Below are 21,380 nucleotides of genomic sequence, written 5' to 3'. Positions count from 1 at the left end.
TCCAGGGGGCATCTGGCTAGCCAAGAAACTCACGCGCTTTTTCAAGCGCCTCAACAAAAGCATCCACGTCGCTGCGGGTATTATACATGGCAAACGACGCGCGCGCCGTGCCGGTGACACCCATATGGGCCATCAGCGGCTCGGCACAATGCTGGCCGGCGCGAATGGCAACACCTGAGCGGTCCACAATCGTTGCCACATCATGGGGGTGTGCGCCCTCGACCGAGAATGACAGGATCGCGCCCTTGCCCGGCATGGTGCCGTGAATGGTGATCCAGTTGAGGTCTTTTACCCGCGCGGTTGCATAGGTAATCAGATCTTCTTCCTGTGCGCGGGCGGCGGCGCGGCCAACCTGTTCCACATAATCAATGGCGGCACCAAGACCGATGGCCTGCACGATTGGCGGCGTGCCGGCCTCAAACTTGTGCGGCGCGTCTCCATAAGAGATGGCGTCCATCGTCACTTCGCGGATCATTTCGCCGCCGCCCTGATAGGGCTGCATGGCGGCGAGCAGTTCCGCCTTACCATAGAGTGCGCCGATGCCGGTGGGGCCGTAGAGCTTGTGGCCGGTCATCACATAGAAGTCGCAGCCGATGGCCTGCACGTCGGCATCCAGATGCACCGCGCCCTGACAGCCGTCAATCAGCACTGCCGCGCCCACCGCGTGAGCCATGTCGGTGATCTTTTTGGCGTCCACCACACTTCCCAGCACGTTGGACATATGCGTGATGGTGACAAACTTTGTTCTGGGGCCAAGCGCCTTTTCATAGGCGTCCATGTCGAGCGAACCATCGTCCAGCACGGGTATCCATTTGAGCACCGCACCCTGCCGCTCGCGCAGGAAGTGCCAAGGCACAATGTTGGAGTGGTGCTCCATCACCGACAAAATGATTTCATCGCCCGGCTGAATGCGCGGGGCCAGATAACCCTGCGCCACGAGGTTCATTGCCTCGGTGCCACCCTTGGTGAATATGATTTCGTCCGTGGTCGGCGCATTCAAAAACGCACGGACTTTTTCCCGCGCATCTTCGAAGGCCTGCGTTGACGCATTGGCGAGGAAATGCAATCCGCGATGCACGTTGGCATAGTCTTCGGCGTATGCCTTGCGGATCGCATCCAGCACCTGAACGGGCTTTTGTGCCGACGCCGCATTGTCGAGATAGACCAGCGGCTTGCCATAGACTTCGCGCGACAGAATGGGAAAGTCGGCGCGGACGCGCCCAACGTCAAACGCCGTGTGCGGCGTATCCTCACGGATGATTTGCGCTGCTTCCGTCATACATCTGCCTCCAGACCAGTCGCGGTTTCCTCTGGTGCGCCAAGACGCCGGGCCAGCAGGTGTTTGATCGCGAGGCCAATGTCGCCGTCGTCAAAACCGTCCACCACGTCATCAAGGAAACCCGCCACCAGAAGTGCACGGGCGGCTTTTTCGTCGATGCCGCGGCTCATAAGGTAAAATATAGCGTCCTGGTCCGGCTCGCCAATGGCCGAGCCGTGGGCGCAGATCACGTCGTCCGCATAGATTTCCAGCATCGGCTTGCTGTCCATCTCGGCCTTGCGTGACATCAGCAATGCACGGGCCTGCATCTGAGCGTCAATCTTCTGGGCGTGTTCGCGCACCAGAATTGTGCCCTGAAACACGCCGCGTGATTTGTCGTCCAGCACATAGCGATAGGTTTCTTCGCTTTGGCAGTTGGGCACGGCATGGTCAATGAACAGGGTATTGTCCATCACGGCATCATTGCCCAGCAACGACAGGCCGTTGATGTTTGCACTGGCGTTTTCACCTGCAAAATGAACCCGCTCACTGGTGCGGGCACGCCCGGCGCCAACAGCAAGGCTCAGCGTGTTGTAGTTTGTGCTCTCACCAAGCCTCACACGCTTTTGCGCCACGCGCACAGCATCTTTGGCATCAGCATAGATGGCCACGTGACGCAGGCTGGCCGTATCACCAACAATGGCGCTCATGGCGAGTGTTGCAAAAAGCGGCGTGGTGGCCGTGTCGCTGCGAGTTTCAAGCAACGTCAGGTTGGCACCCTCTTCCACCACCACAACACTGTGGGCATGGTAATGCGCGTTGGCGTTGCCCGTTGACAGCCAGACAAGCTCCAGCGGCTTTTCAACTTTCGTGCCTGCTGCAACATGTATAGCCGCGCCGTCTGATGCATAGGCGAGGTTCAACGCATCCAAAACGTCTTTGGTGGCATGGTGACTTTGAAGTGCGTTATCAAACCACGGGTCACGTGCCTCTGCCGCATCCGCGAAACTTGTGATCGTCAGCCCGTTCGGCAAACCATCAAGATCAGACTGCGCTGCGTCCAGGCGCCCGTTCACGAACACGGCCACGTGACGGTCAATGGCCTCAAACAACTGGGCTGCCGGGTCAGACACCTCGGCCGCTGCACTGCCGTGCTGCGCCAGCGTCAGTGCGCCGGACTTGGCCAGCATCTGGCGCAGGTCAAAATAGCGGTACTCCTCAACGCGCCGATGCGGCAGGCCGTCATTGGCAAATGTACGGATGGCGGAGGTACGAAGCTCGCCAAGCCAAGCCGCGCCGGGAAGGCGCGCGGAAGCGTGAGCGTCAACGAAGCCGGTCTCGATGGGCAAAGGTGTAGGTGCGGGTCTTGACATTGTGTCAGGCCGCGTCGCTGGTGATGCCGGCATAGCCGGTGGTTTCAACTTCGAGCGCCAGTTCCTTGGGGCCGGATTTTACGATTTTTCCGCCTGCCAGAATGTGCACCTGGTCAGGCACAATGTGATCGAGCAGTCGCTGATAGTGGGTGATGACCAGCATGGAGCGCTCAGGCGAGCGCAGCGCGTTCACGCCTTCTGCAACCACGCGCATGGCGTCCACATCAAGGCCTGAATCGGTTTCGTCCAGAATGGCCAGCGTTGGTTCCAGCAGCGCCATTTGCAGCGTTTCAGCACGCTTTTTCTCACCGCCTGAAAAACCCACATTCAGCGGACGTTTCAGCATGTCATCGGTGATGTTCAGGCTTTTGGCTTTTTCGCGCACCAGCTTGAGGAAACGCACCGCGTCCAGTTCCTCCTCACCACGCGCAACGCGCACGGCATTGAGGGCCGTTTTGAGGAACGTCATGGTGGTGACGCCGGGAACTTCTGTGGGGTACTGGAACGCCAGAAACACACCGGCAGCAGCACGCTCATTGGGCTCAAGCTCGGCAAGATCCTTGCCGTTGTAGGTGATCGAGCCTTCGGTGATGTCATAGCCGGAGCGACCCGCCAGCACATAGGACAGCGTGGATTTGCCGGAGCCGTTTGGCCCCATCACCGCGTGTACTTCACCGGGTTTCAGCGTGAGGTTAATCCCCTTGAGAATTGCCTTGCCGCCGACTTCAACGTGCAGATTTTTGATTTCAAGCATGTGTCTTTTTTCCGTAGTAGGACGGTGATTAGCCGACGCTTCCTTCAAGGGAGATGCCGACGAGTTTTTGTGCTTCTACCGCAAACTCCATCGGCAGCTGTTGCAGCACCTCCCGGCAAAAACCGTTGACCAGAAGGGCCACAGCTTCTTCTTCCGGCAGGCCGCGGGCCTGGCAATAAAACAGCTGGTCTTCTGACAGTTTCGATGTGGTGGCTTCATGCTCCAGTACAGCCGACGGGTTGCGGCTTTCGATGTAGGGCACCGTGTGGGCCGAACATCTGTCGCCGATCAACAGGCTGTCGCACTGGGTGAAATTACGGGCATCTTCAGCGGACGGATAAATACTCACCAGCCCGCGATAGGTATTGGAAGATTTGCCCGCCGAAATGCCCTTGGAGATGATGCGGCTGCGGGTGTTCTTGCCCAGATGGATCATCTTGGTGCCTGAATCCACCTGCTGCGCGCCATTGGAAATGGCGATCGAGTAAAACTCGCCGGACGAATTGTCGCCGCGCAGCACGCAGCTTGGATACTTCCACGTCACCGCAGAGCCGGTTTCAACCTGCGTCCACGAGATTTTGGAGTTGTCGCCCCGGCAGTCGCCGCGCTTGGTCACGAAATTGAAGATGCCACCCTTGCCATCCTCATCACCGGGATACCAGTTCTGCACGGTAGAGTATTTGATTTCGGCGTCATGGTGCGTGACCAGCTCAACCACGGCTGCGTGCAGCTGGTGCTCGTCGCGCATGGGTGCCGTACAGCCTTCCAGATAGCTTACATATGAGCCTTCATCGGCAATGATGAGCGTACGCTCAAACTGGCCGGTATCGCGCTCATTGATGCGAAAATAAGTGGAAAGCTCCATCGGGCAGCGCACGCCCTTGGGGATGTACACAAACGAGCCGTCGGAAAAGACCGCGGCGTTGAGCGCTGCAAAATAGTTGTCCGTAGCCGGAACAACGCTACCCAGATACTCCTTCACCAGTTCAGGGTGCGAGTGCACGGCTTCGGAAATGGGGCAAAAAATCACGCCCGCCTCTGACAGCTTTTCCTTGAAGGTTGTCACCACCGACACGCTGTCAAACACGGCATCCACCGCCACGCCAGCGAGCATCTTTTGCTCATTCAGCGGGATGCCGAGTTTCTCATAGGTGCGCAGCAATTCAGGATCGACTTCATCCAGGCTTTTGGGCCCGTCACCCTGGCTCTTGGGGGCGGAGTAATAATAGTAATCCTGATAGTCGATCTTGGGGTAGTTGACCTTGGCCCAGTCCGGCTCATCCATTTCAAGCCAGCGGCGAAATGCTTCCAGGCGATAATCGAGCATCCACTCCGGCTCGCCCTTTTTGGCCGAGATGAAGCGCACGGTGTCCTCGTTCAGGCCCTTGGGTGCCTTGTCGCTCTCAATGTCCGTATAGAAACCATATTTGTACTTGTCGCCCTGGCCGAGACCTTCGACGTCGCGCACTGTTTCCTGTACTGCTGCCATTGTCTTTCCTACTCACCTGCCGCGCGCATGGGAGTGCGCGGAGAACTCATAACGGTCAGAGCCTGATCGAGGCTCGTGCAAAATCTATCAATGTCGTCAGCGGTTGTGGTCCAGCCAAGACTGAGGCGGATGGCTCCGCGCGCCAGATCAGGCGCAACACCCATGGCGTCCAGCACATGGCTGCGGGCCACCTTGCCGGATGAACATGCAGAGCCGGAACTAACGCATACGCCGCTCAAATCCAGCGCCATCAGCAACGTCTCGGCACTGACGCCATCAAAGGCGATGCAGGATGTGTTCGGCAACCGTGGCGCTGCATGGCCGATCACCTGTGCTGCATGGCCACCAGCAGCAAAAATCGCCGCGGCACTGGCCAGCACACGTGCTTCCATGGCGTTGCGCAATGGCGCAAGCGCCTGCACCGTTGCAATGTCTTCGGCAGCGACCTGCGCTGCCGCACCAAAACCCGCAATGCCGATCACGTTTTCCGTGCCCGCGCGACGACGAAGCTCCTGCCCGCCTCCACGCAGTTGCGGTTCAACGCCGCCCTTACCACGCACAATGAGGGCACCGGTGCCCTGCGGCCCGCCGACCTTGTGGGCCGAAAGCGACACAGTGTGTGCGAGCGACACATCAGAAAAGGGCAACTTGCCCGCGTGTTGCACAGCATCCACATGCACGCGGCCGCCAGCGTCCTTAACGATGCCTACAACCTTACTGACAGGTTGAATGACCCCGGTCTCATTGTTGGCTGACATGAGGCATACCAGAGCCGGACGCGGGTCAGACGAAAGGTCGTGCGCCAGTGCTTCGATGTCGGCTACGCCGTTGGCATCAACCGGGAGGACAGACACGTCAGCACCGGCGGCCATGGCAGCCGTGGCGGTGTCCAACACGCTGGCATGCTCTGCTGCCGATACAATCAGACGCTTCACCTGGCCAGACGCCAGTGTGCCGAGGATTGCGAGGCTGTTGGCCTCGGTCCCGCCGGACGTGAAAACCACTTCGTCCGGCGCGCACAGTGCCAAAGCCGCTACCTGAGCGCGCGCGTCTTCGACAATGCGCCGCGCGGTGCGCCCCGCGCGATGCACGGACGAAGGATTGCCGCCACCCGCCAGCGCCTCCATAGCGGACATCATCGCGGTGCGCGCTTGCGGTCGCAGCGGCGCTGTCGCGTTGTAATCCAGATATGTGATGTCAGCAGGCACGGTGATGTGCTTCCCGTTCGCGACTGGTGAGTGATGCAACGCTCGTCAGGCTATTCGCCTGCGAGAGCTGTTCGAGCAGACAGATCGCCGGAGGTATCCCTCGCCATCTGAGGAGCAGCCACGTGTTCGTCGACACCAAACATGCCGCTGCGGCCAAGAACCCGCCGGTTGATGACGTCGCCCAGCGATACTTCGCTGAGAAACAGATGTATCTGGCGGCTCAGCTCGTCCCACAAATCGTGGGTGATGCAGCGCGTGCCGTTGCCAAGGCATCCTTCGGCGCTGCCGGTCTTGCAGCGGGTGGCTTTTATGGGCTCATCGACAGAGAGAATTATGTCGGAAATCTGGATGTTGTCCGGGTCACGGGCCAGATGGTAGCCGCCGCCGGGGCCGCGCACACTCTTGACGATGCCTGCCTTACGCAGCTTGGCAAAGAGCTGTTCCAGGTAGGACAGCGAAATCTCCTGTCGGCCGGCAATTTCTCCAAGGGACACAGGTTTTTTGCCGCCGTGGTGAGCCAGATCAGCCATCGCCATAACGGCGTACCGGCCTTTGGTGCTGAGTTTCATCAGATCGTCTCCCGTAGATGTCGCTGCTGGCAGACCCGATGATCGAGCCTGCGCACGTGGCGTTGACGTGGTGTTTCGGACACCGCCGCCGCTGTGACCCCCGGTACTAAGCCCGCGCCCTTAAACACCTATCTGCCCTGACCGGCACATGAATGCTTGCAATTGCCGCACGCGCTTATGCTAAGAGGGAGCCCAAATGGGCACCCTTGTGTCCATAGATATTAAACCTGAGTGTTTTAGTCAAGAAAGGGGTGCGGGAAAAATCCGGCCAAAGCTGGCCTTTTGCGCGAAATCCGTTTGATTCCCGACTAAAAAAGTCGGAATAAAACCGCGATCAGACGCACTGCTTTTTCCGCCCGTGTGAATCCATCCATGCCCGACGTGATTTTCAATGGTCCTGCAGGCCGTATCGAAGGCCGCTACCACCATCAAGGCAAGCCGAACTCCCCCATCGCGATGATCCTGCATCCGCATCCGCAGTTCGGCGGCACCATGAACAACTCGATTGTGTATGAGATGTTCTACATGTTTGCCAATCGCGGCTTTTCAGTGCTGCGGTTCAACTTTCGCGGTGTAGGCCGCAGTCAGGGCGGTTTTGACGGTGGCATCGGCGAGTTGTCGGATGCAGCGGCAGCGCTCGACTGGGTTCAGACCTACAATGTTGACAGCCGCACCTGCTGGGTGGCGGGGTTTTCGTTTGGCGCGTGGATCGGGATGCAGTTGTTGATGCGGCGGCCTGAAATTGACGGGTTCATTTCAGTTGCTCCGCCCGCGAACTCCTACGATTTCAGCTTTCTGGCACCCTGCCCGTCATCCGGCATTTTTGTGTCCGGCGATCAGGACCAGGTGGCTCCGGTGGAAGATGTTGAAAAACTCGTCGAGCGCCTGCGCGCTCAAAAAGGCATCATCATTGACCAGGAGATCATAAAGGGTGCCAACCATTTCTTTGAGGATCACTCAAAGCCGCTTATGGACACGGTGAGCAAATATCTGGATCGCCGCCTGGAAGAAGACAAACGCAACGCCAGCTAAACAGCTTGTTGTGGCCCGGCTCACGCGGCACGCACGCCTGCCTTGTGCAGCGTGCCGCCGGTCTGAGGCTGTGATACGCCGGTGGTTGTGGGCAGTGACAACGGCTCGCCCTTAAGGCTGCGCACGGCAAGATAGGCGAAGGCTTCCGCCTCCAGCGTGTCGCCACGCCAGCCGGCATCTTCTGCGGCAATGACATCCGTTTTCAGTCGCTTTTTGAGTTCGGTCATGATGACCGGGTTACGCCTGCCGCCGCCAACCACAATCCATTTGACGGGCGGTGCCGACAGGTGCTCAAGCGCACGCGCAACGCTTTGCGCTGTGAAGGCCACCAGCGTCGCCGCACCATCGCGGTCTGACAGATGCCGCGCAGGGTCAGCGGAAAAATCCAGACGATCGAGGGATTTGGGCGGCGGGCGGTCGAAATAGGCGTTGGCCAGAAGCTGTGCCAGCACATCCTCGTTCACCACTCCGGCCATCGCCAGCGCGCCATTGTGGTCAAAAGGCTCTCCGGTATGGGCGAGCATCCACTCATCGATGAGAACATTAGCCGGGCCGGTATCAAAGGCGACGGGCGGTGTTGACCCATCATCAGGGATCCAGGTGACGTTGCCGATGCCGCCCAGATTGAGAACGGCGACAGGCCCGCTGCCGCTTTCAACATGCGCCAGCGCCAGGTGATAGAGTGGTGCCAGCGGCGCGCCCTCGCCGCCTGCTGCCATATCAGCCGACCGAAAATCATTCACCACATTGATGCCGGTCCGATCTGCCATGAGCGCGCCGTCGCCCAGTTGAAGTGTCCAGCCTGCATCCGGCCGGTGTGCCATCGTCTGACCATGAAAGCCAATCACATCGAACTCGGAGGCGTGCATATTGGCCTCGACCAGCAGTGTGTTGACCACATCTGCCTGCATCAGCGTTATGTCGCGTTCGAGCGATTTTAAACTGTCGGGCAAGGGTCGGGGGCCTGCCATGGCCAATGCATCCTTCAGGTGGGCCGCCACCTTGTCGCGCAGGGTACGTGGATAGGGCACGCAGAGCGACGGGCCCGGCTCCACCAGCCGGTCACCATCGGTGGTGAGGATGGCAGCATCCACCCCATCCATTGAGGTGCCGCTCATCAGGCCGATCGCGCGATAAGGGCGGTTGCGGGGTGACACAGAAGGGGGCACTGGCAGCTGCTTCCGGTTCGTACTGCTTCATGTTAATCGGGCTTCATGCTAATCGGACGCTCGCCGATTGTCCCCCCTCAAGTGCCATACCTGCACGAAAGCGGTTAAACCCATGACCTCCTACGCCTCAGACTTTCTGACCCGCTTGTCGCAGCGCGGTTTTATTCAGCAATGCTCAGATGCGGATGCGCTGGATAAAAGCGCGGCTTCCGGAGTAGTCACGGGCTATATCGGGTTTGACTGCACCGCCCCAAGCCTGCACGCAGGCTCACTGGTGCAGATCATGATGCTGCGGATTTTGCAGCAGACCGGCCACCGGCCAATTGTCGTCATAGGTGGCGGCACCACACGCATTGGCGACCCTTCATTTCGGGATTCAGCGCGGCCACTGCTGGACGACGCGCAGATTGAGCTCAACAAGGCCGGCATCCGCAAGGTGTTTGAAAAGTTCCTGAGCTTCGACGACGGACCCACCGGTGCCATCATGGTGGATAACCGGGAGTGGCTGGACGGGCTGGACTATGTGGATTTTCTGCGCGACGTCGGCCGGCACTTTTCGGTCAACCGCATGTTGTCGTTTGAAAGCGTCAAGGCGCGGCTGGAGCGCGAACAGAACCTGTCGTTCCTTGAGTTCAACTACATGATTATTCAGGCCTACGACTTTGCGGAACTGTTCCGTCGCTATGGCTGCACATTGCAGATGGGCGGCTCTGACCAGTGGGGCAATATCGTCAACGGCATAGACCTTGGCCGCCGCATGGATGATGCGTCGTTGCTGGGACTGACCTCGCCGCTGCTGACCACCGCCTCCGGCACCAAGATGGGCAAAACGGCGGACGGGGCTGTATGGCTCAACGAAGACATGCTGTCGGCCTATGACTACTGGCAATATTGGCGCAACGTGGAAGACGCCGACGTTGGCAAGCTGCTGCGGCTGTTCTCGGAACTGCCACTGGATGAAATAGCCCGCCTTGAAGCGCTTGAGGGTGCCGAACTGAACGACGCCAAAAAAGTGCTGGCGACGGAAGCAACGGCAATGGCGCATGGGCGCGAGGCGGCACTGGCGGCAGAAGAAACCGCCCGCCAGACATTTGAAGCCGGCCAGGTGTCGCAGGACCTACCCACGGTCACGCTCGGCACTGACCAATGGGACGGCGGACTTGGGCTGCTGACAGCGCTTGTTGAAGCAAAGCTCAGCGCCTCTACCAGCGAAGCGCGTCGGCTCATTCAGGGTGGTGGCGTCAAGGTCAATGACGCGCCGGCCAACGACTGGCGGCAAACACTAAGTGACGCCGATATGGTGGATGGCGCAGTCAAACTTTCGGCGGGCAAAAAGCGGCACGTGCTGCTCAAGCGCGGCTGACACAGCTTAGCTGTCGTCGTCGGGCGCTATGGGCTGTGCATCCGGATAGATATTTGCTGTTGGCTCTGGTGCCGATGGCTCTTGTGCTGTTGGCTCTGGTCCGGCTTGAGCAGGCCCGCTGCCCTTCCCGTCTGCCGCATCCTCGCTTGACTGGCCGCCAAACTCAAATATGCGCCTGAAAATGCCCGGCACAAAGGCGGCCAGCGGATTCACAGTCACTTCCGGGTTATCAGACTTGCCCGAAATGCCGTAGGTGATGCCAAACAACCCCTCACCTTCGCGGCCGACAAACAAATCTCCCAATACAGGAATGTTGCCGAGGAAACTGTTCACTGTGTAGGCGGGAACGATAGTGCCGCCCAGATCAACCACATCTGTCTCGCGGTTTACGTGACCCTTGATGGTCGCGCCAATGGCGGGGCCCGACATGATCGCATCATCCAGATCAATCGCCTTGTCGTTGACGCGCACCGGTGCATCAAGGCGGGTAAACAAAATACCTTCGCCCTGTAGCGTATCGTTGATGCCGGTCAGCGAGCCGAGCGTCAGAATGTTGGCGAGCACAGGTGCATTGCGCACGCGCAGGTTGGTACCGGTCAACCGTCCTTCCAGCGGACTGCCCTCAATGCGGTCGTCGATCCGGGCGTCAAACTCAATGTCGCCGCCCTGCATGTTTTCGTATAGATCAAGACTGCGCAGTACTGCACCGGCGTTTTGCGACGTCGCCCTGATGGCGCGCGCTTGAAACGTCGTTGGCTTCATTTCGATGAGCAGCGCGCCGCCACTTTCAAATATTCCGTCAACGGACAGTTGCTGCATCCGCCCCTGCTCCATGGTGAGCGACGCCTTGCCATTTCGCACCACCTCGCCGCCATGGGCGGTTACACGGTCAACATTGGCAGTGGCAATGATGACGGGTATCGGCTCATCGTCCGCCGCAACGGGTTCAGGGTCTTCAAACAGTCCATCGAGAAAATCGCGCGCATCAAAAACGGGTCCGCTGAAGTCAAACCGCATGATCCCTTCTTCGGGTATGCCCTGCACCGTTCCCGTCAGGTCAGTGCCGTTGCTCAACTGCACGCGCGAAATAGTGGCGCGCGTAATTTCGCGCTCCGGGTTGAGAAAGATATCCGCCTGCAACTGCACACTTTCACCCACAAGATTGAGCCCGGTGAGTGTGCTGCTGCCGTCGTCGGCCTCGGTGTAGGTGCCCACAAGCCTGGCTGGAATGCCCGGCTCCTTGACCCAGTTGATGGTTGGTTCGGTGAGCGTGACGGGGCCAAGGTCGAGATCGAACAGGGCCGTGGCTATCTGCGGGCCTTTACCGGTGAGAGTGGCCCGCACCGGCAGCGCGCCGGTGATGTTGCGCCCGAATTCAAGCCCCACCCTGTCGCGGGCCGGGTTATCAAAAATACCGCTGATTTCAAACGTACTGCTGGGACGACCGCGCGCCTCAAAGTTTTCAGCCCACACCATGGTGATGGGTGTTTGCGCAAGGCTCATTTTGCCCTGCGCCTTAAGTCCTGTGTTGGTAACATCAAAGGACATTTCACCATCGTTCAGAGAAATGTCCTCGCCGATATCGGGCAGGACCAGATTGCTCACCGTACCGTTCGCGTTCAGCATCACATCGCGGAACAGCAATTGACTGCGCATTGGCAATGTGACCTTGAGGTTTGCCGTTGCAGTGCCGGTCACATCGCGCGGATCAAGCCCAAAGCCTGAAGGATAGCCCAGCGGTTCCTGGTCGAGCAGCGACAGGATGCTGGTCATGGACCCTGCCGCATTCACATCAATGTAGGCGTTGCTGCCGCGGATATGAAAGTCTCGCGTTGTGAAACTGCCTGCGCTGATCTGCACGAGACCACCATTGGGCGGGGATATCTGGCCGCCCGTCAGGTTGGCTGTGTAGGAATTTCCGGTCAGCATCATGGTGCCGCGGGCATCCGTAATGGGTGGCAGATCGCCGAGATAGCGCAGCGTCACATCGGCAAAATCCATCTGCATGGAAATGGCGTCGTCCGGCGGAGGAGATTGCTCAAGCTCGCCGTTGGCCGCGTCTATGCGCAAGCGGCCTTTGTCGAGCAGGCCACCTGAAACATTTTCGCTTACCCATTCCCGCGCGCCATGCGCCACGCGCGGCGGCCATGCCTGCAACAGATCAGACAGCAAAAGATTCTCGACATTGCCATCCAACACCATGCCAACGCCGCCATCGGCCAATTCCTCAATCATGCCGGCCAGCGACACATAGCCTTCGCCCAGCATCACGGCGGCGTTCTCTATCTGGAGCAGACCAGCTTGAGGGCTGAAACGCACGGTGCCATCAAAGCCGTCAATCCGGGCGATGCCGGTGGTCACTTTGGGAATGTTGATTGCTGAGGGGGCCAGTTTGACAGCAAGGCGCACGTCCTCAATGCCGCCTTGCGGGCTGACAGTGACGTCGCCTTCACCTGCAAGCGATATGTCTATTGCCTCACCCTTGACTGTGAGTTCGGCAAGCGTGACGCGGCCTTCGGGCCACAACAATTGTCCGCTCAGGCGCGCACTCTCAATGGCGTAGCGCCACGGCTGCGGGGTGTAGGGCGGGCGCGGGTCTTCGGGTTGCGGGTTGCCGTCAAAATCAAGGGGCTTGGGCGGATAAAACGGCGCGGGCTCATCCAGCGGCAGGGTCAGCGTTCCAGGGCCTGCGGTCACATTTACGGCAAGATCTCTGATTGCGAGGCTTTGTCTGTCGAGCCTGGCAACCACCTGGCCGGACATGGCGCTGTCGAGCATGGCCAGCGGTTCGAGTGCCACCATGGTGCGGGCAAAGTCCGGCAGTCTGATACCGTTGACCTTTGTTGAAATCACCACCGGTTCTTCGTCGTCGGCCGCCCGCACCGTGCCGATCAGATCCCACTCGCCACCGGGCGAAAGAACATGGGCATTGATAACGCCTGCCAGACCAAGCGGCGTATTGCGAAACTCAAGTCCCACATCGGAGGCGAGCCATAAGCCGCCTGACCGCTGATCGAACACAGTCACGGATGCATTCTGAATGCTCAGCCCTTCAAGATATCGGCCTGCGTCGGCTGATGCAGCAGGTTCATCGCGTGGTGCCGACACTGCTTCGATCAATGTCGAGACAAGCTGGCTGCCTTCCTCCGATACGGTTGGTTCAGGCGCGGGCAAGGCTACTTCGCCCGGCATATTCGTGAGACCAAAGCGCATGGCACCATCAATGCCGCGCACGAGTGTCAGTGACGCTCCTTCAAACGACAGCTTCTTGGGCACCAGCCGCCCGGCCAGTGCAGCGCGGAGGCTGAAGTCCACCGCCATGCGTGGCACATTGACGACCCGCCGCCCTTCTTTACCCAGAATGGAAACGTCCACCGCCTGTAGTTCCAGCGCGCCGTCGGCGCTCGCCCAGACAACCACCATGTCTGCAATTTCAAGCGAGTAATCCGGCAGACGGTCGTTGGCGGCCTGGGTCACAATGGGCGTGAGAAAACTCACCGGCAGCGGACCCTGCGCCAGCCGCCAGGCGACCACACCCACAAGGACCACCGTTACGGCGGCAAGGCCTGCAACAACTTCAAGCGTGATTTTGGTGGCGGGGCGGATCACCGGAGGTTGTGTCTCATCTGGTTTGGTTCTGATTGGCTTGAGTGGGCGCGGCGTGCCGGTTTTTGAATGCCAGTTCCGAATCAACGTTCATAATGGCAAAAACCATCACTAAAAGAGTGCCGTAACCTGGCATTGGACCATATAAAGCAACTTGAAACCCAAATGTGGCACTGGCGCGGTCGGGCGCATTGCGCCAGTCCCGGTAACTCTGTGGAGAACAGTACAATGGCAGGCGACCTATCAGCTGGTGATAAAGCACCGGCGTTTTCAATGCCCACCGATGGCGACGGCAAAACGGCGCTCAAGGATTACAAGGGCAAGGCGCTGGTGCTGTATTTTTATCCCAAGGACGATACGTCTGGTTGCACCAAGCAGGCGATCGGGTTTTCCGAGCACAAGAAGGCCTTTGAAAAAGCGGGTGCGGCCATTCTGGGCGTGTCGCGCGATCCGGTGCAGAAGCATGACAAGTTCAGGGACAAGCACGCGTTGTCCATCACGCTTGGCTCTGACGAAGCAGGCGACGTGACGCAAGCCTATGGTGTGTGGGTGGAGAAGAGCATGTATGGCCGCAAATATATGGGCATCGAGCGCTCGACGTTCCTGATTGACGGCAAGGGCAAGATTGCCCGCGTATGGCGCAAGGTCAAAGTACCGGGCCACGTGGAGGAAGTGCTTGAAGCTGCGAAGGCGCTTTGACCTTACCTCCTCCATCTCTTCCTGCTGCGGCGTTAGGCGTTTTGCTTACCGCTGATGCTGAAGCAAAAGCTTTGGCGGCGCGGCAGATGGCGGCGGACTGGCGCGCGGGCACGTTGACATGGCCGGGCACCCGCATTGATGTGCCTTCCCGGCCTGCGCGTCCGGCGCGGCCTGAACTGGTGGCGCCACGCCATACCAAACGGCGCGGGCCAGGCAGCTTAGCCGGACGTATTTCGCTGCTGCACGCGCTGGCGCACATTGAACTCAACGCCATTGATCTGGCCTGCGATCTGGTTGCGCGGTTTCAGGTGGACGGCACACACCCGTTGCCGACATCTTTTGCCGACGACTGGGTGAAGGTGGCCGATGATGAGGGAAAGCACTTCTTGATGCTCAACGCCCGGCTTGCCGAACTTGGGGCCGCCTATGGCGACCTGCCTGCTCACGACGGGCTGTGGCAGGCCGCAGAAACAACCGCGCACGACTTTGCCGCTCGGCTGGCAATTGTGCCGCTGGTGCATGAGGCGCGCGGCCTTGATGTAACCCCGCAGACTGTTGCAGCTCTTGAGCGCGCCGGTGATACCGCAAGCGCGGGTATTCTCGCAGTCATTTACCGCGATGAAATCGGCCATGTGGCTGCCGGCGTGCGGTGGTTTGAAGCAGCGGCCACCCATCGGGATGTAGCGGCAAAGCACCTTTTTGAGGCATGTGTTGCCCGCTATCACGGCGGCGAACTGAAAGGTCCGTTCAATGAACCGGCCAGGGCCGAAGCCGGAATGGCTGCGTTATTGGGGCGTTAGGTCACATTTGCTGCGGCACGCAGGCGTGGCACAGGGCTTGCTGTCGTACACAAAGACATTGTTTGTGCGGCCCAATTGAGGGTTGGTCCCGAATTGGTTCAGTTTCATGCCGTTTTGATTAACCAGGTCAGGGAATCTTAACCTCAACCGGTTGAAATCGTTTAAGCAATAAGGTTCTATGCCTCCCTTGGGGGGTCACAGACGCTTAGAGGGGTAGAGTGTCACATAACTCCGATTTTCTTGGTTCGGTGGTTCGGGGGTTCCGCCGGGTCTTCACCGAGCGCCAGTTCTATTTGCGCAGCCACGGTCAGGTCCAGTTTATGGCCCTGTCGGGCTGGACGCAGGGCGTGCTCGCGCTGGCAGCCGTTTTCTTTCTGGGCTGGGTTGGCTTCACGTCGGTGAATGTGGTCTTTCAGGACCAGATCATTGCCGCAAAAGACCGCAAGTTCGTCCGCATGCAGTCTGCCTATGAGCAGCGCATCGCCGAGATGCAGACGGCCTATGACGAAGTGTCCACCGAAATGGTTCTGGCGCAGTCGCGCTTCCTGGCCACCACCAGCGACCTTGAAGCCAAGCACGGATTGCTGGCTGATCTGCTGACGCACAGCCGCGACGTGCGCAGCCAGCTTGATGATATGCGCCGCGAGGTGGCAAAGCTGCCGGGCACGCGCACCGGCAAGACGGATGGTGAAACACGCATCTTGTTGCGGCCCGCCCCGGTTGAGGGCGCATTTCGCGAAAGCCGCGTTGAAATCCTGCCGCCAAACCTGAACCTTGGTTCCCAGGCCAGCCTGCCGGATGCCGACGTGACGGGTATTGGGGGCGCGTTCACCGATCTTGCACAGTCTGCCGACGGTCTGCGACACGAGGAAAAAATCGCGTTCATGGACTACCGCCTCGAAAACCTCGACCTGGTGCAGCAACACCTGGTCAACAGGATCGAGGAAGAGACAGATCTGGAAATCAAAGAGATCGAGTCGATCATCCGCATGACCGGGTTCAACCCGGATGACCTTGCTGAAAAGATGGATGTTGAGGCGATCGCCTATGGCGGCCCGTTCATCAATTACGCCGACACCGTGCTGGACGAAGCAGACAGCAACCAGACGTTTGATCGGCAGATATTCCGCGTTGCAACAAATCTCGACCGGATTTCAGTGCTGAACCAGACGCTGCGCCTGTTGCCGCTGGCCAAGCCGATCTACGGCATCAAGACTACAAGCAATTTTGGCGCCCGCGTGGACCCGTTCAACCGGAAGCTGGCATTCCATTCAGGCATTGATTTTGCCGGCCCCTATGGCACCCCGGTCCATGCCCCGATGGAGGGCACGGTGGTTTTTGCCGGCTGGCGCGGAGCCTATGGGCGTTTTATCGAACTCGATCATGGAAACGGCATAAAGACTCGCTACGCTCACCTGGCTAGCATTAATGTGAAAGTTGGCGACGTTGTTGAGTTTCGTGAAACTCTTGGCAAGGTAGGATCATCCGGTCGGTCAACCGGCCCGCACCTCCATTATGAGGTCTGGGTCGATGGAAAAGTCCAGAATCCGGCCAAATTTTTGAAGGCAGGTCAATATGTTCTCGAAGAAGGATAGCGGCAGCGCATCCAAATCTGCTCCGGCACCCGCGCCGCGTCGCGGACGGTCTGCGCCGTCAATCATCTCGGATGACCTTGTCGTCCACGGAAATCTCATAGCTACCGGTGACATCCAGATTGATGGCACCGTCGAAGGCGATGTGCGCAGTCAGTCGCTGACAGTGGGCGAGCACGCCACCATCACCGGTCAGGTCATGGCGGACGACATCGTTGTCCGCGGTCGCATTGTTGGCTCGATCCGGGCCCGACGCGTGCAGTTGGCCACAACGTGCCATGTCGAAGGCGACATCCTGCACGAAGCTCTTGCTGTTGAGACCGGCGCATTCTTTGAGGGCAACTGCCGTCATTCCGACGACCCGCTTGGCGAAGACATGCCGTCGAAGTCCCCAAGTGACGTTCCCGCATCGCTCAAGATTGCGGATGCGCAACGTCCCGCTGACCGGACAGCATCGGCATCGCCTGCTGCCAGCACACAAAAGCAGGCTGGTACTGCCCCGTCGCAATCGACCTCATCACAGTCAGCCATGCCCTCGTCATCTGCGAAGCCTTCTGACGACAAAGGCGGCGTGGTTGTGAAAGATGGCGCTGTAGTTGTGCGCCGTCCGGCGGCGCAGTAACCACCACTGTCATTGCCCGAACAAGAACAAAGGCCCGCAGCAACGCTGCGGGCCTTTTTCGTTTTAGGTGGCACGGTTTAAGTGGCGCGGTGGTGTGTGTTGGCTACTCGGCGGCTTCGCTGCTGCCGCCCTCTTCCACCTTGTTGGCCAGCGCCGCGGCGAGGAACGGATCAATGCCACCATCCAGCACGGCCTGCGGGTTGCCGATTTCGACATTGGTACGCAGATCCTTCACCAACTGATAGGGCTGCAACACATATGACCTGATCTGGTGGCCCCAGCCGTTGTCGGTCTTGGAAGCGGCCTGCTCCTGTGCTGCTTCCTCGCGGCGCTGCAGCTCAGCTTCATACAGCCGGGCACGCAGCATGGTCCACGCGGTCGCGCGGTTCTTGTGCTGGGAGCGTTCATTCTGGCACTGCACCACGATGCCGGTGGGGTTGTGGGTAATGCGCACAGCACTGTCGGTGGTGTTGACGTGCTGACCGCCCGCACCGGACGCACGGAACGTATCAATGCGCACGTCTGATTCAGGGATGTCGATCTCAATCGAGTCATCCACGATGGGATAAACCCAGACGCTGGCAAAGCTCGTATGCCGTCGCGCCTGACTGTCAAATGGTGAAATGCGTACCAGACGGTGCACGCCGGATTCAGTGCGCAGCCAGCCATACGCATTATGACCTTTGATCTGCAAAGTGGCGGACTTGATGCCTGCTTCATCGCCGGGCGTTTCCGCCACAAGCTCAACCTTGTAGTCGCGCGCCTCGGCCCAGCGCATGTACATGCGCAGCAGCATCTGCGCCCAGTCGTTGGATTCGGTTCCGCCGGCGCCTGCGTGGATTTCAACATAGGTGTCGTTGCTGTCGGCCTCGCCGGACAGAAGCGTTTCAAGCTCGCGTTCAGCAGCAAGATCGCGCGCCTCGCGCAGCGCGTTTTCTGCTTCTGCCACCACGTCGTCGTCGCCTTCGGCCTCGCCCATTTCAATCAGCTCGACGCTGTCGGCAAGGGTGGTTTCAAGCTCACGGTAATTCCTGAGGGCCGTCTCCAGGCGTGTGCGCTCGCGCATCACTTCCTGTGCCTTTTCCGGATCATCCCACAGTGTGGGGTCTTCGGCGCGGACGTTCAGGCCTTCAAGTGCTGTTTGGGTCGCATCCGGGTCAAAGATGCCTCCTCAGCAGTGCAAGCGACTGCTGGAGTTCGTCAACGAGATCGCGGACCTCGGCGCGCATGAAGTGTCTCCTGAAAATGACGGACGGCTGCAGATAGCGCGCAGCATCGTCCGCGCACATCAACCGCCCCAATAAAAGGCTGCGAAGCGCGCAAAACTAGGGCCCAAAGGGCAATCAGTAAAGCCCGCCTGTGCCTGTGCCAAGCGTTGGCACCGGACGCACCGGACCTGCTGTGTCAGAGGCAAAGTCATCAGAGGTGGTGCCGCGCAAAACACCGGTGGGCGCGCGGGGCTCTGTGCCTGCCTTAAAAGCCTCAAGCATGGCATCTGGCGCGCCGGGACTGGCTATCAGACCGGACTTTGCATCCACCCGCACCAACGTCACGCCGGGAGGAATGCGGAACGGGATGGCTGGCTTGTCTGCCAGTTCCACCGCCATGATGTCGCGGAACACAGGTGCCGCAAGCCCGCCACCGGTTTCGCCGCGGCCCATGGGTTTTGGCTCATCAAAGCCGATGAATACACCTAATGCCAGATCAGGCGAGAAGCCGACAAACCACGCATCCTGCTCGCGGTTGGTGGTGCCGGTCTTGCCTGCCAGGGGTTTGCCAACCGCGGCGATGGATCGCCCGGTGCCGCGCTCAACCACGCCGCGCAGCATGGATACAACCTGATAGGCCGTACGCGGATCAATCACACGCTCACGGGTGTCTGAAATGGTCGGCGCAGCCTGACCGGTCCATTCCTCAGCAGCACAACCGGGGCATTCACGTACGTCATTGCGATAGATCGTGCGTCCAAACCGGTCCTGAATACGGTCGATAAGAACCGGCTCAATTCGCTTGCCGCCATTGACGAGCATACTATACGCGTTGGTCATTTTGAGCAGCGTGGTTTCGCCCGCGCCCAGTGACATGGCAAGCACCGGCATCATGTCATCCATGATACCGAAACGGCGGGCATACTCAGACACTTTGTCCATGCCGATGGCCTGCGCCAGCCGCACGGTCATGACGTTGCGCGACTTTTCAAGACCCAGCCGCAGCGTGGACGGTCCATAAAAAGTGCGCGAATAGTTTTCCGGTTTCCACAATGCGAGCCCCGGCCCCTGCTCAATCACAAAAGGTGCGTCCAACACCAGACTTGACGGGGTGTAGCCATTGTCCAGCGCTGCTGCATACACAAACGGCTTGAACGCTGAGCCAGGCTGACGAATGGCCTGTGTTGCCCGGTTGAACTCGGAAAGCTGGTAGCTGAACCCGCCCACAAGCGCGCGAACACGGCCCGTGTGGGGATCCATCGCAACCACAGCGCCGTTCACTTCAGGTATCTGACGCAGCATGTATTGTTTTTGGGCACGCGCTGTTTCGGTGCTCTGGGCGGGTGAAACCCAAATGACATCGCCAGCAGCGAGTACCTGCGTCGTGTCGGTCACTTCCGGGCCGGTGATGCGGTTGTTCTCCGACTTGCGGGCCCATTTGACTTGGGAAAGCGGCACATAGCCCGTTTCACCGGGGTCAATCATGTTGCCGCCCTCATCGAGGTCGGGACGCAGGCCGATCTCGGCCCCTTCGGGGGTCACATCAAGCACGACCGCAAGACGCCAGGGTGCAAGGTCACCGGCAGTGTTCACGCCAACAAGCAGCGTCGGCCAATCGGTCCTGTCTTCCATACGGGCAAAGGGACCACGCCAGCCATGACGTCGATCGTAGGCCACCAGACTTTCACGCAAAGCCCCACGGATCAGTGCCTGGAGGTTTGTATCCACGGTCGTGCGTACCGACAGGCCGCCATCATAAATCTTTTCGTCGCCATATTGCTCAATCGTGCGGCGGCGGACTTCTTCCACGAAATACTGGGTTGCAACAATCTGGGTGCCGCCGGCACGCGGTGTGATGTTGAACGGTTCCGCGCGTGCTACTGATGCTTCAAACGGTGTCACCAGCCCGTTTTCGGTCATCCGGGCCAATACCCAGTTGCGCCGTGCAATGGCGCGTTCGCGCGCTCGAAACGGATGATAATTGTTTGGCGCCTTGGGCAGCGCAGCCAGATAGGCCATTTCGCCGAGCGTCAGTTCATCCAGCGACTTGCCGAAATAGTTAAGCGCTGCGGCAGCGACGCCATATGAGCCAAGGCCCAGGAAAATCTCGTTGAGATAGAGTTCAAGAATACGGTCTTTGGAGTATGCGCTTTCAATCCGTCGGGCGAGCAGCGCTTCCTTGATTTTGCGTTCAAACGACACTTCGTTGGTGAGCAGAAAGTTTTTCGCCACCTGCTGGGTAATTGTCGAGGCGCCCTCAAGACGGCGGTCGTTGAAGTAGTTGGAAACGTTGGACACCGTCGCGCGCAGCACGCCGAACATGTCCACGCCTTCATGATCGTAGAAGTTTTTGTCTTCAGCCGAGAGGAACGCATTGATGAGGTCTTTGGGGATGGCCGTGATCGGCACGTAGAGGCGACGCTCACGGGCGAACTCGGCAATCAGGGAGCCATCATCCGCATGAACACGGGTCATCACCGGCGGTTCATAGACAGCAAGTTGATCGTGCGGCGGCAGATCGCGCGAAAAGCTCCACAGCAAAAACGCAACGCCCAACGCGGCACCAGACGCCAGCACCACACCGGCAACACCCAGATAGGCAAGTATTCTCATCATCAGCACATACACAGTCTGCTTG

General features: G+C 59.3%; 16 protein-coding genes. 6 read left to right on the top strand and 10 right to left on the bottom strand.

The genetic code is table 11. From position 1 onward, the window contains the following. Positions 1 to 16: 16 nt before the first annotated feature. Genes RIB87_RS00440 through RIB87_RS00415 form a run of 6 tightly spaced genes read right to left on the bottom strand, consistent with a single transcriptional unit; the run spans position 17 to position 6,651 of the window. Positions 17 to 1,279 carry a cysteine desulfurase gene (locus tag RIB87_RS00440; protein ID WP_350142345.1) on the bottom strand — a complete coding sequence of 421 codons (1,263 nt, stop codon included), beginning with the start codon at positions 1,277 to 1,279 and terminating at the stop codon, positions 17 to 19. After that, on the bottom strand, positions 1,276 to 2,631 hold the full coding sequence (gene sufD, locus RIB87_RS00435) for a Fe-S cluster assembly protein SufD (RefSeq protein WP_350142343.1): 1,356 nt from the start codon (positions 2,629 to 2,631) through the stop codon (positions 1,276 to 1,278). Before sufD ends, RIB87_RS00440 begins: the two co-directional genes overlap by 4 nt. A gap of 4 nt (positions 2,632 to 2,635) precedes the next feature. Continuing rightward, positions 2,636 to 3,385 (bottom strand): Fe-S cluster assembly ATPase SufC, encoded by a 750-nt coding sequence (gene sufC, locus RIB87_RS00430; RefSeq protein ID WP_350142341.1) that lies wholly within the window; start codon positions 3,383 to 3,385, stop codon positions 2,636 to 2,638. Positions 3,386 to 3,413: 28 nt separating this feature from the next. Beyond that, positions 3,414 to 4,874 carry a Fe-S cluster assembly protein SufB gene (gene sufB, locus RIB87_RS00425; RefSeq protein ID WP_350142339.1) on the bottom strand — a complete coding sequence of 487 codons (1,461 nt, stop codon included), beginning with the start codon at positions 4,872 to 4,874 and terminating at the stop codon, positions 3,414 to 3,416. 8 nt (positions 4,875 to 4,882) lie between these two features. Then, entirely contained in the window at positions 4,883 to 6,082 is a 1,200-nt protein-coding gene (locus tag RIB87_RS00420) for a cysteine desulfurase family protein (RefSeq protein WP_350142338.1), read from the bottom strand. A 50-nt stretch (positions 6,083 to 6,132) separates the two neighbouring features. After that, positions 6,133 to 6,651 (bottom strand): Rrf2 family transcriptional regulator, encoded by a 519-nt coding sequence (locus tag RIB87_RS00415; protein ID WP_350142337.1) that lies wholly within the window; start codon positions 6,649 to 6,651, stop codon positions 6,133 to 6,135. Positions 6,652 to 7,023: 372 nt separating this feature from the next. On the opposite strand from RIB87_RS00415, the gene RIB87_RS00410 reads away from it, so the two are divergent. Beyond that, entirely contained in the window at positions 7,024 to 7,683 is a 660-nt protein-coding gene (locus RIB87_RS00410) for an alpha/beta hydrolase (protein ID WP_350142336.1), read from the top strand. 20 nt (positions 7,684 to 7,703) lie between these two features. Here RIB87_RS00410 and RIB87_RS00405 read toward each other — a convergent pair whose 3' ends face one another. After that, positions 7,704 to 8,840 (bottom strand): anhydro-N-acetylmuramic acid kinase, encoded by a 1,137-nt coding sequence (locus RIB87_RS00405; RefSeq protein ID WP_350142551.1) that lies wholly within the window; start codon positions 8,838 to 8,840, stop codon positions 7,704 to 7,706. A 124-nt stretch (positions 8,841 to 8,964) separates the two neighbouring features. Here RIB87_RS00405 and tyrS point away from each other — a divergent pair, with 124 nt between their 5' ends. Then, the gene (gene tyrS / locus RIB87_RS00400) at positions 8,965 to 10,215 is read left to right on the top strand and encodes a tyrosine--tRNA ligase (protein WP_350142335.1); all 1,251 of its coding nucleotides are present in this window, start codon (positions 8,965 to 8,967) and stop codon (positions 10,213 to 10,215) included. A 6-nt stretch (positions 10,216 to 10,221) separates the two neighbouring features. On the opposite strand, the gene RIB87_RS00395 is transcribed toward tyrS, so the two are convergent. After that, a complete protein-coding gene (locus RIB87_RS00395; RefSeq protein ID WP_350142334.1) occupies positions 10,222 to 13,824 on the bottom strand; it encodes a YhdP family protein in 3,603 nt (1,200 codons plus the stop codon). 225 nt (positions 13,825 to 14,049) lie between these two features. Between RIB87_RS00395 and bcp the strand changes: the two genes are divergently transcribed. The 4 genes from bcp (at position 14,050) to RIB87_RS00375 (ending at position 17,534) form a co-directional block, all read left to right on the top strand. After that, a complete protein-coding gene (gene bcp, locus RIB87_RS00390) occupies positions 14,050 to 14,520 on the top strand; it encodes a thioredoxin-dependent thiol peroxidase (RefSeq protein ID WP_350142333.1) in 471 nt (156 codons plus the stop codon). A gap of 41 nt (positions 14,521 to 14,561) precedes the next feature. Further along, positions 14,562 to 15,320: a ferritin-like domain-containing protein gene (locus RIB87_RS00385; RefSeq protein WP_350142332.1), complete on the top strand. Its 759-nt coding sequence runs from the start codon at positions 14,562 to 14,564 to the stop codon at positions 15,318 to 15,320. A gap of 218 nt (positions 15,321 to 15,538) precedes the next feature. Continuing rightward, positions 15,539 to 16,915, top strand: coding sequence for a peptidoglycan DD-metalloendopeptidase family protein (locus RIB87_RS00380; protein ID WP_350142331.1), 1,377 nt, complete (start codon positions 15,539 to 15,541; stop codon positions 16,913 to 16,915). Continuing rightward, the gene (locus RIB87_RS00375; RefSeq protein ID WP_350142330.1) at positions 16,896 to 17,534 is read left to right on the top strand and encodes a bactofilin family protein; all 639 of its coding nucleotides are present in this window, start codon (positions 16,896 to 16,898) and stop codon (positions 17,532 to 17,534) included. Before RIB87_RS00380 ends, RIB87_RS00375 begins: the two co-directional genes overlap by 20 nt. Before the next feature lie 103 nt (positions 17,535 to 17,637). Here RIB87_RS00375 and prfB read toward each other — a convergent pair. Together prfB and RIB87_RS00365 are read right to left on the bottom strand one after the other, a co-directional pair. Continuing rightward, a protein-coding gene (prfB, locus tag RIB87_RS00370; protein ID WP_350142329.1) for a peptide chain release factor 2 occupies positions 17,638 to 18,763 on the bottom strand; the annotation gives its coding sequence in 2 pieces (ribosomal slippage) (positions 17,638 to 18,696 and positions 18,698 to 18,763; 1,125 coding nt in all). A 114-nt stretch (positions 18,764 to 18,877) separates the two neighbouring features. Next, entirely contained in the window at positions 18,878 to 21,358 is a 2,481-nt protein-coding gene (locus RIB87_RS00365; protein WP_350142328.1) for a penicillin-binding protein 1A, read from the bottom strand. Between the last annotated feature and the right edge of the window lie 22 nt (positions 21,359 to 21,380).

It is taken from the genome of Pyruvatibacter sp. (assembly GCF_040219635.1).
Classification (GTDB): domain Bacteria; phylum Pseudomonadota; class Alphaproteobacteria; order CGMCC-115125; family CGMCC-115125; genus Pyruvatibacter.
Note: the sequence above shows the minus strand (reverse complement) of the source record. Positions and strands in the feature narration are given on the sequence as shown.

Bases quoted from the DNA above. Each gene is read 5' to 3' on its own strand.
- RIB87_RS00440 (WP_350142345.1), bottom strand. From the start codon at position 1,279: ATGACGGAAGCAGCGCAAATCATCCGTGAGGATACGCCGCACACGGCG.
- sufD (WP_350142343.1), bottom strand. From the start codon at position 2,631: ATGTCAAGACCCGCACCTACACCTTTGCCCATCGAGACCGGCTTCGTT.
- sufC (WP_350142341.1), bottom strand. From the start codon at position 3,385: ATGCTTGAAATCAAAAATCTGCACGTTGAAGTCGGCGGCAAGGCAATT.
- sufB (WP_350142339.1), bottom strand. From the start codon at position 4,874: ATGGCAGCAGTACAGGAAACAGTGCGCGACGTCGAAGGTCTCGGCCAG.
- RIB87_RS00415 (WP_350142337.1), bottom strand. From the start codon at position 6,651: ATGAAACTCAGCACCAAAGGCCGGTACGCCGTTATGGCGATGGCTGAT.
- RIB87_RS00410 (WP_350142336.1), top strand. From the start codon at position 7,024: ATGCCCGACGTGATTTTCAATGGTCCTGCAGGCCGTATCGAAGGCCGC.
- tyrS (WP_350142335.1), top strand. From the start codon at position 8,965: ATGACCTCCTACGCCTCAGACTTTCTGACCCGCTTGTCGCAGCGCGGT.
- bcp (WP_350142333.1), top strand. From the start codon at position 14,050: ATGGCAGGCGACCTATCAGCTGGTGATAAAGCACCGGCGTTTTCAATG.
- RIB87_RS00375 (WP_350142330.1), top strand. From the start codon at position 16,896: ATGTTCTCGAAGAAGGATAGCGGCAGCGCATCCAAATCTGCTCCGGCA.
- RIB87_RS00365 (WP_350142328.1), bottom strand. From the start codon at position 21,358: ATGATGAGAATACTTGCCTATCTGGGTGTTGCCGGTGTGGTGCTGGCG.